Here is a 14856-nt window from a genome sequence, read left to right as displayed (position 1 = left end):
GGCTACGGAGTTTCGCACCGGGCCCTGATGGTTTCCCGGGCCAGGTGATGGTCTCCCCAGTTGGCTGGGCAGACCGTCAGGCCTGACAGGATGCGCGCATGACCGAGCTGCTCGCCGTCGACCGCTACGCCGCGCAGATCCGTGCCGCCGCCGACCTGCTCGCCTCGGAGGCGGGCCGCGCCGGACTCGCGACACCGGTGCCGACCTGTCCCGGCTGGACGGTCGCCGACCTGCTCGCACACCAGGCGATGGTGCACCGGTGGGCGACGGGTCACCTCGCCGGCCGGCCGCACGACGAGCCGACCGAGGAGGAGGCGCGGTCCGCGGCGGGAGCCGATCCGGTCGGCTACCTCCTCGCCGGGGTCGACCCGCTGCTCGACGCGATCGGCGAGGCGAGCGACGACCTCGAGGCGTACGTGTTCCTGGCGGACCCGCCGCCGGCGCGGATCTTCTGGGCCCGGCGGCAGTGCCACGAGACGACGGTGCACGCCGTGGACGCGGTCGCGGCCGCGCTCGGTCGTACGCCTCGCGCTGACGAGGTCGCGCTCGAGGCCGACGTGGCGGCCGACGGGATCGACGAGCTGCTCCGCGGTTTCCTGACCCGGCGCCCGTCGCGGATGTTCGCCGGCGGCGACGAGACCATCGCTGTCGTCCCGACCGATGTGCCGGCGTCCTGGACGATCCACGTCGGCGAGCGCCTCGCGATCACCGCCGGAGCCGACCCGGACGCGGCCGACGCGACGTTCTCCGGCACCGTGACCGCGCTCGACCTCGCCCTGTGGAACCGCTGCGACGACCTCGAAGTCGACGGCGACCCGGACCTGCTCAGGCGTTGGCGGGAGGCGCACCGCGTGACCTGGTGAGCGCCAGGACGCCGGCGCCGAGGAGCGCGAGCGCGGCGCCCAGTCCGCAGGCCGCCCACGGCAGCCACGTGGGGATCCCCAGGTGCACCGTGATCCCGAGGATGCGCGACAGGCCCCACGGCAGCAGCGCCATCTGGTCGTTCCACACGGTCAGCGCGTCCTCGAGGCCGACCGCGCCGACGAGAGCCCCGAGGACCAGCAGCGGCGCCGCCGCCGCGAGCAGCACCCGGCCGCTCCCGCCGGCCCACCCGAGGCCGTACGCGTTCCGCAGCACCACGGTCGCCGCCACGAAGAGCCAGCAGAACGCCGCGAACGCGATCGTCACGTACAGACTGCGCGCCTCGGGGTCGGTCCAGAACTCCAGCCAGTAGCGACCGGGCCCGCGCAGGATCAGCGCGAGCAGCAGCACGACCGTCCGCAGCACCGCGACGCCGCCCAGCGCCGCCCAGAGCGCGTACGGGTCGCGTCGCCCGACGAGCAGTCGCGCGACCCCGACGAACAGCAGCCACGAGCCGAGCGTGACCAGCAGGTGCGCCGGCGCCGCGAACCATGTGAGCGTCGCGCGGCTCGCGACCAGCAGCGCCGCCGGCAACGCCCACACCGCGATCGCGTCGATGCGCGTCGGCGCGGGCCCGCGCAGCCGCCAGGGTGCGACCGCGCCGATCCCGAGCGCGCGGACCGCCGCGATACCGGGTGCCCGGCGCCGGCGCAGCGCCAGCGCGAGGGCGCCGACGACCACGACGAGGGCGAGGAGCACCCGCGCGGCCCAGGCCATCGCCGGGTCGCGGTCGGCCCGGACGGTCCCGATCTCGGCCGCCGTGAAGTTGTACGCCGGTTGGTCGAGGTCGTCGCCGTAGCGCGCGACGTGCGCGGCGCGCTCGGTCTCGTACGTCGCGCGCGCGTCCTCCCACGCGGTCCGGGCCTCGGACGATCCGGTGTCGAGCCACTGGCGGTGGCGCAGCACGGTGGCGCGGTACGCGGTGAGGGTGGCGACGAGGTTCTCCTCGTACGCGAGGTTGTCGACGAGCTCCTGGCGCAGAGCGGGGTCGCGCCAGGTCGCCGGGTCGGTGTCCTCGACCAGCAGCCGCATCCTCGACGCCGCCTGCGCTGCCTGCTCGCCCTCCGCGATCGCCTCGTCGATCGCGTCGCGCGAGACGTGGTAGATCGCGCCGAGCGACGCGCTGTCGCCGGTGACGAGGTCCCACTCGAAGATCCACATCATCGGCGGCGGTTCGAGGCCGAGGGCCTTGACGCTCTGGTCTGCGTAGGGGCCGATGTAGAGGCCGTCGGTGATCGCCTCCCGCGACAGGGCGAACGCCTCGCCGAGTGTCCGCACCGTCTGCGGGTCGGCGGAGAAGGTCTGCCGCACCCAGTCCGCGGTGGCCTCGCCGGGGTCGGTGCCGGGATCGGCGGCGAGCCGGCCGGCGACGTAGACGTTCAGGTCCGCGAGCTGCCAGAACCCGTCGCGCAGGTACAGCGAGCGCGGGCCTGCGTACAGCGGGCCGCCGCCCTGCGCCCACGTCCAGACGCCCTCGACGTTCGGGTTCGCGTCGAGGAAGTGGTCCAGCGCGGTCTGCGTGAGGTCGCCCAGGTCGTCGGGCAGCGCCCCGAGCCCTTCGAACTCGCGGCGTGCCTGCAGCTCGACGATCCGTCGCTGGGTGCCGCGCTCGAGCGTCGGGTTCAGCGGGAGGTGGCTGTAGAAGTCGCCGGCGACGAGCTTCGTCGACACCACGAGGTGCGGGTCGTCGAGATCGCCGAGCACCGCGTCGTACGAGGCGGGGTTGGTGTGCAGGTCACCGACCGGGCCGACCCCGACCGTCCAGGTCCGGAAGATCACGTCGACGTCGGTCTCGTCGGCGACCTCGAGGAGCGCGCGCAGCATCGTCCGTACGGCGGGTGCCGTGGTCACGGCGAGCTCGGAGGAGTAGTCCCAGCCGTCCAGCGCGTACGCCGAACCGCCCTCCCCGACGCGGATCATCGTGCCGGACGCGAACGGCATCGCCTCGAGCAGCTCGCGCATCCCCGCCTGGTAGACGGTCCAGAACGCCGGGTCGTCGATCGCGTGGCCCTGCGCGTCGAGGTAGTCGCGCAGCGGCGGGGAGACCGCGAGCATGTCGGTGAGGAAGTACACCTGCAGGCCCTGGTCGGCCGCGTACTGCCAGACCGGCGCGAACGCGTCGACCATCGCCTCGGCGCGTGCGACGTGCGGGTCGCCCTCGGGGTAGACGGCGTGGCCGTCGCCGACGTCGCGGAAGGTCACGTACTCGAGGAACCCGGGCACCACGACGCCGTTGTAGCCGCGGGAGAGCGCGTGGTCGACGAGGTCGTGGAACTGCTGCGCGATGTCGTCGACGGCAGCTGCGTCGACGTACGGCGCGTCCGGCAGGACGGCGGAGGCGACGACGTCGGTGTTGAGCGAGTAGTCGTCGCCCTCCGCGAACCGTGCGGGGTCGTCGTCGAACCCGACGGCGCCGGCGTCGATGAGTCGCGTGCCCATCCGCGGCGCGGTCACCGTGCCGTCCTCGGACGTGGGGAAGGCCGGCCGCGCCGACCGGATGCGGTCGGCGTAGGTCTGCACCGCGACGACGGCGCCGGCGGTGGTGGCCGTCTCGAGGCTGTGGTCGCCGGAGGTCGTCGTGAGCCGGTACGCCTCGGGGCTCGGGTCGGCGGGGATCGTCCCCACCGTCACCAGCAGCGTCGCCTCGCCGTCGGCCGCCGGGCGCGCCGCGCCGCCGCGCTCGGGGTCGTACGTCTCCAGGCGCGGCGGTGCGCCGCCCCGTTCGGCGATCGCGTCGGACAGGTCCTCGGCAGCGGCGGCGATCGGCACGTCGTCAGCCGGATACGTGACGACGTCCAGCGTCGGGAGAGGCGACGCGACCCGCTCGGGCGCTGCCGTGGGGTCCTCGGCCGGGATGTCCGCCGGGGTGTTCGCGATGCCGAGCGCGTCGTCGAGCACCGCGGCGACGCCTGCCCCCGTCGCGAGCAGCGCGCCGATCAGAACGACGAGCAGCAGGGCCGTGAGGAGACGCCGGGGACGGCGCGGCTCGGCTTCGGGGGGCACCGGAGGATCGTACGGTGTGGAGCGCGGGGTCGGTCAGTCTTCCGGCGAGATGTACGGGGGCGTGCCGGTGCCGCTGATCCGGTACCCGCCCCAGGGATTGCGCTCGCCCAGCCGCGCGGTGACGGGATCGCCACCCGGGAGGTGGACGGCGAGCGGCTTGCGCCCGACCCGTGCGGCCAGCGCGGTCACCTGCTCGTCGGGCTGGAGCCGGCCCTGCCAGTGGTAGGCACCGTCGATCGGCTGGACGAACCCGGAGAGCGTCACCTGAGCCGTCACCGGCTCCGGTGCGCCGTCCCCGCGGTCCGGGGCGACGAGCACGCACGGCCCGCGGTACGCGGCGACCTCGGACTCGTGCACCTCGTGCTGGTCGCCGAGCCCGCCGCGTACGGCGTCGCCGTGGCTCACGCAGCTGCCTCGACGTCGTCGAGCAGCCCCGCACGGCGCCACAGCGTCGCGCTCGGACCGCCGATCATGTCGATGTCCTCCAGGCTCGCCCGGACCCGGCGGGCCGCCCAGGCGCGGGTCGCACGGGCGTGCGGGTTGGCGCGCGCCACCTTCCAGGCGTGCTTCGGGTCCAGGCCCGCGTCGGCGTAGGCCCGGGGGTGGATCAGGTGGACCGAGGACAGGTAGGCGGCGGCGGCGATCACGAACCGTGAGCGGCGCTTCGTGACGGGGCCCTGGGCGGCGTACTCGATCGCGGCCTCCTCCCGCGCGAAGCGCATGTGCCGCGCCTCCTCCACGACGTGGACGTGCGAGACGCCGCGGACCAGCGGCTGCAGCGACTCGTCCGCGGCGGCCTCACGCTGGAGCTGGTCGAGGATCTCCTCGACGAACAGGGCCCCGGCGAAGCACATCGCGCCGTTCGAGGTGGTCTTGAGGAACCGTCCGCCGGCGTGGAGCAGCGTGCCCGGTCGGTAGTAGCGGGCGCCGACCTTGTCGATCAGCTTGCCGAACATCACCGAGTGGCGGCACTCGTCGCCGATCTCGGTGTAGCTGAACTGGACGTTCGCGCTCGTCGGGTCGGCGTCGTAGGTCCGGCGGATCAGCATCTGCATGAGGATCGTCTCGAACCAGATCCCCATCGAGGCGACGCTCGCGAGCTCGTAGCGCGAGAGGTCGATCCGCTGCTCGAGCGACATCGAGTCCCACAGCGGCGTGCCGTACAGCGAGATGCGGTGCGGCGGGACGTAGAACCGGTCCGGATCGAGCGGGGCGTCCCAGTCGAGGTCGACGAGCGGGTCGTAGGACAGGGTCGCCGCGGATCGGAGCAGCCGGCGACCGGACTCCTCGCGCTGGGCGGCGATCCGCTCGGCGTCGGTGTGCGCGTGACGGGTCTCGGTCACGGTCATCTCGATCGGCCTCCTCGGCGCCGCGTGCAGCGGCGTGAACGGGGGGTGACAGCATCGGTCAATCGCAATGTAACAGTGAGTGTGTCACGTTGTCACGGGTCGCTTCGAGACGCATCCCCGCCTCGGCCGCGCGACCCCGTAGGCTGGTCGCCCGTGAAGACCCTCGTGATCGGCACCGGCGGCCGCGAGCACGCGCTGGCGCTCGCCCTCTCCCGCGACCCGTCCGTCGACGAGGTGCACGCCGCACCCGGGAACCCGGGGATCGCCGCCGTCGCCGCGCTCCACGACGTCGACCCGCTCGACGGGGAGGCGGTCGCCGACCTCGCCGAAGGTCTGGGCGTCGACCTCGTGGTGGTCGGGCCGGAGGCACCGCTGGTCGCCGGGGTCGCGGATGCGGTCCGGGATCGCGGGATCGCGGTCTTCGGACCGTCGGGCGAAGCCGCCGCGCTGGAGGGGTCGAAGGCGTTCGCCAAGCAGGTGATGGCGGCGGCCGAGGTGCCGACGGCGATGGCCCGCGTCTGCGAGACCGCCGAGGAGGCCGAGGCCGCGCTCGACGCGTTCGGGCCGCCGTACGTCGTGAAGGACGACGGGCTCGCCGCCGGCAAGGGCGTCGTCGTCACCGAGGACCGCGACGCGGCGCTCGCGCACGCGCAGGGGTGCGACCGGGTCGTGATCGAGGAGTTCCTCGACGGGCCGGAGGTGTCGCTGTTCGCGCTGTGCGGCTACAGCGAGGCGGGCGGCGCGACCGTGGTCCCGCTCCAGCCGGCCCAGGACTTCAAGCGCGCCTACGACGACGACGCCGGCCCGAACACCGGCGGCATGGGCGCGTACACCCCCCTGCCGTGGGCGCCCGACGACCTCGTCGCCGAGGTGACGGCTCGCGTGCTCCAGCCGACCGTCGACGAGATGGCGCGTCGCGGGACACCGTTCACCGGCCTGCTGTACGCGGGGCTGGCGCTGACCAGCCGGGGCGTACGGGTGGTCGAGTTCAACGCACGCTTCGGCGATCCGGAGACCCAGGCGCTGCTCGCGCTGCTCGAGACGCCGCTGTCGGCGCTGTTGCACGGCGCCGCGACCGGCACGCTCGCCGAGGTCGGTCTGCCCGTGTGGCGCGACGGCGCGGCGGTCACCGTGGTGGTCGCGGCACAGGGCTACCCGGCGTCGCCGCGCAAGGGCGACCGGATCACGGGGGTGGATGCTGCCGACGCGCTCGACGGCGTCGACGTGATCCACGCCGGGACCGCGCTCGACGCCGACGGCCAGCTGGTCACCGCGGGTGGTCGCGTCCTGGCTGTGACGGCGACCGGCACCGATCTCGCCGACGCCCGCCGGCGCGCGTACGCAGGGGTGGATCTGGTCGTGATCGACGGCGGCTTCTCCCGCCGCGACATCGCCGCTGCGGCCGCCGGCGCCTGAGCTTCCCGCCCGACCCCGATTCGTCGCGTTGCGGTGTGATTCGGACCCCCAGCTCCGACCGGAACTCGACGAATCGCGGTCGGGGCGGATTGCGAGGCAGACTGGGCGCATGGCACTGCAAGGGGAGTACGAGCCGAATCCGCAGGGCTGGGTCGCGCAGCACATCGAGGAGATGGAGCGCACCGGCACCGTCGAGAACCCTCCGTACGGCCGACCGATCGTGATCATCACCTTCCGGGGGCGCAAGAGCGGCAAGCTCCGCAAGACCGGCGTGATGCGGGTCGAGCACGACGGGGCGTACGCGCTGGTCGCGTCGAAGGGAGGGGCGCCCGAGCACCCGACCTGGTACCTCAACCTCGTCGACGACCCGGTGATCGACGTCCAGGACGGCTTCGAGAAGCAGACGATGCGCGTCCGCGAGCTGTCCGGGGACGAGCGCGCGGTGTGGTGGGACCGGTCGGTGGAGGCGTACCCGCCGTACGCCGAGTACCAGACGAAGACCGACCGTCTGATCCCGGTCCTGCTCGCCGAGCCGGCCGAGTAGCAGGCGGTACGCACGCTCGTCCCCACGGAGCGACGGGCGCTGGCGGCGACCTGGGACAATGGGGCGTGTGACGACTCCGAACGTGCTCGCCCACCGCTACGCCTCGCCCGAGATGGCCCGCCTCTGGTCGCCGGAGCACAAGATCGTGCTCGAACGACGGCTCTGGATCGCGGTCCTGGAGGCCCAGCGCGATCTCGGCATCGAGACGCCCGCCGGCGTGATCGAGGCGTACGAGGCGGTGGTCGACCGCATCGACCTCGACTCGATCGCCGCGCGTGAGCGGGTGACGCGGCACGACGTGAAGGCGCGGATCGAGGAGTTCAACGCACTCGCCGGGCACGAGCACGTCCACAAGGGCATGACCTCGCGCGACCTGACCGAGAACGTCGAGCAGCTCCAGATCCGCTCGGCGCTCGAGCTCGTACGGGACCGCGCGGTGGCCGTGCTCGCGCGTCTGGCCGCGCGCGCCGCGGAGCACGAGGCGCTGGTGATGGCGGGGCGCAGCCACAACGTCGCGGCGCAGACGACGACGCTGGGGAAGCGGTTCGCGACCGTGGCCGACGAGATGCTGGTGGCGGTGCAGCGGCTCGAGGAGCTGATCGCGCGCTATCCGCTGCGCGGCATCAAGGGCCCGGTCGGCACCGCGCAGGACCAGCTCGACCTGCTCGGCGGCGACCGCGACGCTCTCGCGCGCCTCGAGCAGCGGGTCGCCGAGCACCTCGGCTTCGCGAACGTCCTCACCAGCGTCGGCCAGGTCTACCCGCGTTCGCTGGACTTCGACGCCGTCAGCGCGCTGGTCCAGCTCGTCGCGGCCCCGTCCAACCTCGCGACCACCATCCGGCTGATGGCCGGCAACGAGCTCGTGACCGAGGGCTTCAAGCCCGGGCAGGTCGGCTCGTCGGCGATGCCGCACAAGATGAACTCCCGCTCCGCCGAGCGCGTCAACGGGCTCGCGGTCGTGCTGCGCGGCAACCTCGCGATGCTCGGCGAGCTCGCCGGCGACCAGTGGAACGAGGGCGACGTGTCGGACTCGGTCGTACGGAGGGTCGCGCTGCCGGATGCGTTCTACGCGTGCGACGGGCTGTTCGAGACGTTCCTGACGGTGCTCGACGAGTTCGGCGCGTTCCCGGCGGTGGTGCAGCGCGAGCTCGACCGCTACCTGCCGTTCCTCGCGACGACGAAGGTGCTGATGGCGGCGGTGCGGCACGGTGTCGGCCGGGAGAGCGCGCACGAGGCGATCAAGGAGCACGCGGTCGCGGTCGCGCTGGAGATGCGGGAGAAGGGGACGAACGAGAACGACCTGTTCGCCCGGCTCGGGGCCGACTCGCGGCTCGGTCTCACCGAGTCGGATCTCGAGGCGCTGGTCGCCGAGCCGTTGTCGTTCACGGGCGCGGCGGTGCCGCAGGTCGAGGCCGTGGTCGCGAAGGTCGGCGAGCTCACCGCGCGCTATCCCGACGCGGCCGCGTACGGTCCCGGCGACATCCTCTGACGTCGGTGCCTCTCCTTCGCGCTGTGTGCCGTCAGCCCGGTTCCGCCCATCCGAGAACGGGGCTGCGGCCACACAGCGGGAAGGGGGTCATCCGCGTTCACTCCTCTGCCGGCGGCTGCCGCCGTGCCAGTCCTCCTGCTTGCCGACGGCGCCGGGCTCGACCCCGAACCCGACCAGCTGCGGTCGCTCGCGCAGGCTGCGCTTCAGCTCGGCGAAGCCGGGGAACCGGGCCAGGGCGAGCACGTGGTCCCAGAGCTCGGCCGCCTCGCCCTGCTCGGGGAGCCGGCTGATCACGGGCCCGAAGAACGCGACGCCGTCCGGCGGCTCGAAGTGGATGATCGGCGTGCCGACGTCCTTGCCGGTGAGCGCGAGCGCCTCCTCGCCGTCGGCGCGGATCTCGGCGTCCCAGGCCTCGTCGTCGAGCGCGTCGGCCAGCTCGGCCGGCAGCCCCGCATCGCGCAGGATCGGCTCGACGAACTCCCGCGTGCCGCGGCGCTCCCTGTTCTCGCCGTCCGTCGCCCCGGACGGCGGGGGCGTGTCGAAGATGTGCGCCCCGAGTGCGGCCTGGAGCCGGTCCAGCGCCTCCGGGCCGTGCTCGGCGCGGGTACGGGCGGCGACGCGCAGCAGACGCAGGCCCGCGGTGTGACCGGCCTCGTACTCGGGCGGGAAGTGCGCGTCGTAGTCGACGTGGGCGTTGATCAGCCGCAGCGAGATGAACCGCCACTCGACGGCGAAGCCACGCTCGGCCTGCACCATCCGGATCCACTTGCTGGTCAACCAGCAGAACGGGCACACCGGGTCGAAGTAGAAGCGGAGGTTGTTCGAGGTCATGCCTCCACCGTAGGCACAGGGCCCCGCCGCGTCCGAGTGCCGCGGCCTCACGTGAGTCTCGACATCACCGTCGCCCGAGCAACGGTGATGTCGAGACCCACGGCGATGTCGAGACTCCCGTGGGCGGGTCAGGCGCTCGCGCGCATCGCCCGGGATCCGACGAAGAGACCGACGGCCGCCATCAGCACCGCGGCGACGGCGCCCTGGGTCGCATCGGCCCCGAACGTCCCGTCCAGCAGCGCCCGCTCCGCGTCCACGACGTAGGTCAGCGGGTTGAGCCGAGAAGCGACCTCGAGCCACCCCGGCGCCCCCGTGAGCGGGAGCAGGATCCCGGCGAGCAGCATCAGCGGGAACAGCAGGGTCTGCTGCACGCCCCAGAACGCCCACTGGTTCTCCTTGACGGCCAGCGCCAGGGCGTACGACAGCGCGCCGAGGCCGACGCAGAAGCCGGCGAGGATCACCAGCCCGACGACCAGCCCTGCCGGATCCGGGCGGAATCCGAACGGGATCGCGACCGCGACGATCACCACGGCCTGCACGATCGCCGGGACGATCTCCTTGAGCGCGCGGCCGATCATGAGGGAGGACCGGGACAGCGGGCTGACCAGCGTGCGTTCGTGGGACCCGGTCTGCATCTCGAACTGGAGGTTCGCGCCGGTCGTCGACGTCCCGAACAGCGCCAGCATCACGATCACGCCGGGCACGAACCACTGCAGCGTGGCTGCGGCCGACTGCCCCGAGGACGCGACCAGCAGCGGCGTGAACAGGCCGAGGAAGAACAACGGCTGGATCAGTCCGAAGACCACCGAGAACGGGTCGCGGACGACCGGGCGCAGCTCGCGTCCGAAGACGAGCGCGACGTCGAGCAGCGTGCTCGTCGCGCGCGTCGGCGCCGGAGCGGTCGTACGGAGGGGTGCGTCGGTGTGCGTGTCGAGGGCGGTCATGCCGCCACCTCCTCGAGGACGGTGTCGTGATCAGGGTTGGTCTTGCCCTCGCGCAGGCTGCGGCCCGTGAGGGAGAGGAAGACGTCGTCGAGCGTCGGCCGGGCCACCTCGACGCTGGTCGGGACGAGACCGGCCGTCGCGTAGTCGCCGAGCAGGCCCGCGACCAGCCCGGACCCGCCGGCCACGCGGACGTCGATGCCCGCGCCGTCGCGCCGTACGTCCGCACGCGGGTGCGCGGCGGACGCGCGCTCGGCAGCCCGTACGGCGTCGGCGTCGCTACCGAACGCGAGCGTGATCCGGTCGCCGGCGTGCTCGGCCTTGAGCGCGGCCGGCGTGTCGTCGGCGACCACCCGGCCGTGGTCGACGACCACGATCCGCTCGGCCAGCGCGTCGGCCTCGTCGAGGTAGTGGGTCGTCAGCACGACGGTCGCGCCGTGCTCGCGCCGCAGGTCGAGGACGTGCTGCTGGAGGTTCGCGCGGCTCTGCGGGTCGAGGCCGGTCGACGGCTCGTCGAGGAACAGGAGCCCCGGCGCGTGGATCAGGCCCATCGCGATGTCGAGCCGGCGCCGCTGCCCGCCCGAGAGCGTCATGACCTTCTGCCGTGCCTGCTCGGCCAGGTCGAGCGACTCCAGGAGCGCGCCGGCGCGATCGTGAGCGGCCGTCCGCGACAGGCCGTACGACCGGCCGGCGACGACGAGCTCGTCGATCGCGCGCTGGGCGTGGCCGGCGCTGTTGCCCTGGCCGATGTAGCCGATGGCGCGCCGCACCGCCTGCGGGTCGGCGGTGACGTCGTGCCCGGCGACCCGCGCCGTGCCCGACGTGGGGGTGAGCAGGGTGGTGAGCATGCGCAGGGTGGTCGACTTGCCGGCGCCGTTGGGACCGAGCAGCGCGACCATCTCGCCGACCTCGATGTGGAGATCGAGGTCCTTGACCGCGGTGACGGTCTTCTTTCCGGAGCGGAACTCCTTGGTGAGTCCCCGGGTGTCGATCATCGTGTCCATGGATCCACCGTCTCGTCGATTCCGGTCAGTTTCTGTCCTGATTCGAGGTCTACGCTGAGAAACATGAGCGGATCGAGCGAACGGATGCTGCGCCTGCTGTCTCTGCTGCAGACGCACCGCTTCTGGACGGGGCCGGAGCTCGCCGAGCGGCTCGCGGTCAGCGAGCGCACCCTGCGCCGCGACGTCGACCGGCTCCGCGACCTCGGCTATCCCGTCGACGCCACCCGTGGCGTGGCCGGCGGCTACCAGCTCCAGGCCGGCGCGTCGCTGCCGCCGCTGCTGCTCGGCGACGACGAGGCGGTCGCGATCGCCGTCGGTCTGCGCTCCTCGGCGAGCGCGCAGTCGCCGGGGCTGGACGAGGCGTCGGTGCGGGCGCTCAGCAAGATCGTGCAGGTGATGCCGCCGCGGCTGCGGCGCCGGGTCAAGGCGATCCAGGACTTCGCGGTGCCGGGTCCGTTCAGCGGGCCGACGCTCGATGCGGAGCTGCTCGCGACCCTCGCCCAGGCGTGCCGCGACGACGAGCGGATCGAGATCGTCTACCGGCGCCGCGACGCCGAGCGCAGCCGCCGCACGATCGAGCCGCACCGCCTCGTCTCGCGCCGCACCCGCTGGTACCTGATCGCGTACGACCTGACCCGCGGCGACTGGCGCACGTTCCGCGTGGACCGGATCGGCGAGGCGCGCGCGACCGGGGCCCGCTTCCGGCAGCGGGACCTTCCCGCCGAGGACGCGGCCGCGTACCTCGAGTCGTCGATCGCCTCGGCCGCCGAGGCGGCGAGCACCCGGGTCGAGGTGATCGTCGAGGCGCCGGCAGGGCAGGTGGGTGCCGCCGTCCGCTGGTGGGGCGAGGTCGAGCCCGAGGGCGACGAGCGGTGCCGGCTGCGGATGCGCGTCGACACCTTCGACTGGGTCGTCTACGTCCTGGCCGCCGTCGGGGCGCCCTTCGAGGTCGTCACGCCGGGCGCCCTGCGCGACCACCTGCGCGAGACAGCCGCGCTGCTCGCCGGGCCTGCCTGACCGGATCGGGACGGACGGGCCTGCCTCGACAACCGGCATGCTCGGATGACAAGGTAAGCGGACGCTTACCCCGAGGAGGCATCGCATGGCCGAGGTCCACGGCACCTACGACGACCGGTTCGCGCCGCTGGTCGACGAGCTCCGCGTGCGCCTCGATGCCGGCGACGAGGTCGGTGCGTCGATGGCCGTCGTGCACGAGGGCCGCACCGTCGTGGACGTGTGGGGCGGCCACGCCGACGCCGAGCGGACCCGGCCGTGGGAGGCCGACACCATCACCAACGTCTGGTCGAGCACGAAGACCGTGACGGCGCTCGCCGCGCTCATGCTGCACGACCGCGGGCTGATCGACGTGCACGAGAAGGTCGCCGCCTACTGGCCGGAGTTCGCCGCGCACGGCAAGGCCGACGTCGAGGTGCGTCACCTCCTCTCCCACACGTCCGGGGTCTCGGGGATGGACCAGCCGTGCACGGTCGAGGACCTGTACGACCCGGTCGTCGCCGCGGCGCGGTACGCCTCCCAGGCACCGTGGTGGGAACCCGGCACGGCATCGGGCTACCACGCGATCAACTACGGCCACCTGATCGGCGAGGTCGTCCGCCGCGTCACGGGGCAGAGCCTCACGGACTTCGTGGCCGAAGAGATCGCGAAACCCCTCGGAGCCGACTTCACGATCGGGCTGCCTCGCACGGCGTACGACCGGTGCAGCCCGAACATCCCGCCGACCGGCGTCGAGCTCCCGCCCGGCGTGACCCCGGGGCCGCTGGCGATGAAGACGCTCGGCGGCCCGCCGCTGCACGCGAGCGTGGTGCTCACCGACGGCTGGCGCGACGCGGAGATCGGCGGAGCGAACGGGCACAGCCACGCCCGCGGCCTCGCCGCGATCCAGTGCGCGGTGAGTCACGGCGGCAGGGCCGGCGGGCACAAGCTGCTCGGCCAGGACACGATCGACCTGATCTTCGAGGAGCAGGCGAGCGGCCTCGACCTCGTCGTCGGGGCGCCCCTGCGCTGGGGGATCGGCTACGCGCTCGTCGACCGCGCCACCCAGCCGTACCTCCCAACCGGCCGGGTCTGCCACTGGGGCGGCTGGGGCGGGTCGTACGTCATCAACGACCTCGACCGGTCGATGACGGCGACCTACGTGATGAACCGGATGAGCAACGCGATGCTCGGCTCGAAGCGTGGCGCCGGCTACCTGCGCACGCTGTACGGGTGCGTGGGGTAGGTCTCGATCGTCGCTGCGCTCCGCCTCGACCAGCGGTGGGCCGCGCTCTTCTCCGCCTCGACCAGCGGCGGGGGCGCGCTGCGCTCCGCCTCGACCAGCGGGGTCCGGTGTTCGAGGCGGGCGAGGGACGAGCCCGATCGAGAACGGTCTCGCGTCGTCAGCGGGTTCCGGTGTTCGAGGCGGGCGAGGGACGAGCCCGATCGAGAACGGTCTCGCCTAGGCTGGCCCGCGTGAGTGCACCGTACGACGTCCCCGGAGCCACCCACGTCTACTCCGGCAAGGTCCGCGACCTGTACGACCTCCCGAACGGCCACCTGCTGATGGTCGCCTCGGACCGGATCTCGGCGTACGACCACGCGCTCGAGCCGCCGATCCCGGACAAGGGCGAGATCCTCACCCGGATGTCGCTGTGGTGGTTCGACCAGCTCGCCGACGTCGCCCCCAACCACGTGGTCTCGACCGACGTCCCCGACGTCGTCGCGGGCCGCGGGATCGAGGTGGAGCGGCTCGACATGGTCACGGTCGAGTGCATCGCCCGCGGCTACCTGACCGGGTCCGGCCTGGCCGACTACCGCGCGAGCGGCGTCGTGTCCGGGATCGCGCTCCCGCCCGGCCTGACCGACGGCTCGAAGCTGCCCGAGCCGATCTTCACGCCGAGCACGAAGGCCGAGTACGGCGGCCACGACGAGCCGATCAGCTACGAGCAGGTCGCCGACGCGGTCGGATCCGAGCTCGCAGCGCGGCTGCGCGACCTCACGCTCGAGGTGTACGCACGGGGCGAGGCGCTCGCCCGCGAGCGGGGGATCATCGTCGCCGACACGAAGATCGAGGTCGGGTTGCGCGGCGACGGCACGCTGGTGCTCGCCGACGAGCTGCTCACCCCGGACTCGTCGCGCTTCTGGCCCGCCGACGCGTGGGAGCCGGGCCGGGCGCAGACGTCGTACGACAAGCAGTTCGTGCGCGACTGGCTGACCTCGCCCGCGTCCGGGTGGGACCGTGCCTCCGACACACCGCCGCCCCGGCTGCCCGGCGAGATCGTCGAGCGGACCCGCGCCCGTTACGTCGAGGCGTACGAGACGCTGACCGGGGAGACGTTCCGCCGGTAGGCCTCCCGAGCAC

General features: G+C 73.1%; 13 protein-coding genes. 7 read left to right on the top strand and 6 right to left on the bottom strand.

The window, feature by feature from the left end; translation table 11 throughout:
- Positions 1-98: 98 nt before the first annotated feature.
- A complete protein-coding gene (locus tag CLV56_RS07485) occupies positions 99-863 on the top strand; it encodes a maleylpyruvate isomerase N-terminal domain-containing protein (RefSeq protein ID WP_100414623.1) in 765 nt (254 codons plus the stop codon).
- On the opposite strand, the gene CLV56_RS07480 is transcribed toward CLV56_RS07485, so the two are convergent.
- Genes CLV56_RS07480 through CLV56_RS07470 form a run of 3 tightly spaced genes read right to left on the bottom strand, consistent with a single transcriptional unit; the run spans position 826 to position 5273 of the window.
- Positions 826-3924: a hypothetical protein gene (locus tag CLV56_RS07480; RefSeq protein ID WP_100414622.1), complete on the bottom strand. Its 3099-nt coding sequence runs from the start codon at positions 3922-3924 to the stop codon at positions 826-828. The genes CLV56_RS07485 and CLV56_RS07480 overlap by 38 nt on opposite strands.
- 33 nt (positions 3925-3957) lie before the next feature.
- Positions 3958-4329, bottom strand: a complete 372-nt coding sequence (locus CLV56_RS07475) for a DUF4873 domain-containing protein (protein ID WP_157805104.1) — start codon at positions 4327-4329, stop codon at positions 3958-3960.
- Positions 4326-5273 (bottom strand): AurF N-oxygenase family protein, encoded by a 948-nt coding sequence (locus CLV56_RS07470; protein ID WP_100414620.1) that lies wholly within the window; start codon positions 5271-5273, stop codon positions 4326-4328. The genes CLV56_RS07475 and CLV56_RS07470 overlap by 4 nt, the downstream gene beginning before the upstream one ends.
- Before the next feature lie 153 nt (positions 5274-5426).
- Between CLV56_RS07470 and purD the strand changes: the two genes are divergently transcribed.
- From purD to purB, 3 genes are all read left to right on the top strand, one after another.
- Complete coding sequence (purD, locus tag CLV56_RS07465; protein WP_039341737.1) at positions 5427-6689, top strand: phosphoribosylamine--glycine ligase; 1263 nt, start codon at positions 5427-5429, stop codon at positions 6687-6689.
- Positions 6690-6798: 109 nt separating this feature from the next.
- The gene (locus tag CLV56_RS07460; RefSeq protein ID WP_039341735.1) at positions 6799-7233 is read left to right on the top strand and encodes a nitroreductase family deazaflavin-dependent oxidoreductase; all 435 of its coding nucleotides are present in this window, start codon (positions 6799-6801) and stop codon (positions 7231-7233) included.
- A 58-nt stretch (positions 7234-7291) separates the two neighbouring features.
- A complete protein-coding gene (gene purB / locus CLV56_RS07455) occupies positions 7292-8722 on the top strand; it encodes an adenylosuccinate lyase (protein ID WP_039341733.1) in 1431 nt (476 codons plus the stop codon).
- Between the two features lie 87 nt (positions 8723-8809).
- Here purB and CLV56_RS07450 read toward each other — a convergent pair whose 3' ends face one another.
- The 3 genes from CLV56_RS07450 to CLV56_RS07440 form a co-directional block, all read right to left on the bottom strand.
- Positions 8810-9553, bottom strand: a complete 744-nt coding sequence (locus CLV56_RS07450) for a DsbA family oxidoreductase (protein WP_039341730.1) — start codon at positions 9551-9553, stop codon at positions 8810-8812.
- 128 nt (positions 9554-9681) lie between these two features.
- Complete coding sequence (locus CLV56_RS07445; RefSeq protein WP_100414619.1) at positions 9682-10497, bottom strand: ABC transporter permease; 816 nt, start codon at positions 10495-10497, stop codon at positions 9682-9684.
- Positions 10494-11498 carry an ATP-binding cassette domain-containing protein gene (locus tag CLV56_RS07440; protein ID WP_342745001.1) on the bottom strand — a complete coding sequence of 335 codons (1005 nt, stop codon included), beginning with the start codon at positions 11496-11498 and terminating at the stop codon, positions 10494-10496. The genes CLV56_RS07445 and CLV56_RS07440 overlap by 4 nt, the downstream gene beginning before the upstream one ends.
- 63 nt (positions 11499-11561) lie before the next feature.
- On the opposite strand from CLV56_RS07440, the gene CLV56_RS07435 reads away from it, so the two are divergent.
- From CLV56_RS07435 to CLV56_RS07425, 3 genes are all read left to right on the top strand, one after another.
- Positions 11562-12515 (top strand): helix-turn-helix transcriptional regulator, encoded by a 954-nt coding sequence (locus CLV56_RS07435; protein WP_039341729.1) that lies wholly within the window; start codon positions 11562-11564, stop codon positions 12513-12515.
- Between the two features lie 85 nt (positions 12516-12600).
- Positions 12601-13737 (top strand): EstA family serine hydrolase, encoded by a 1137-nt coding sequence (locus CLV56_RS07430; RefSeq protein ID WP_039341727.1) that lies wholly within the window; start codon positions 12601-12603, stop codon positions 13735-13737.
- Positions 13738-13958: 221 nt separating this feature from the next.
- Positions 13959-14843 carry a phosphoribosylaminoimidazolesuccinocarboxamide synthase gene (locus tag CLV56_RS07425; protein ID WP_425437713.1) on the top strand — a complete coding sequence of 295 codons (885 nt, stop codon included), beginning with the start codon at positions 13959-13961 and terminating at the stop codon, positions 14841-14843.
- The last annotated feature ends 13 nt before the right edge of the window (positions 14844-14856 follow it).

It is taken from the genome of Mumia flava, from assembly GCF_002797495.1.
GTDB lineage: Bacteria > Actinomycetota > Actinomycetes > Propionibacteriales > Nocardioidaceae > Mumia > Mumia flava.
This window is presented reverse-complemented; position numbering and strand designations above follow the sequence as displayed.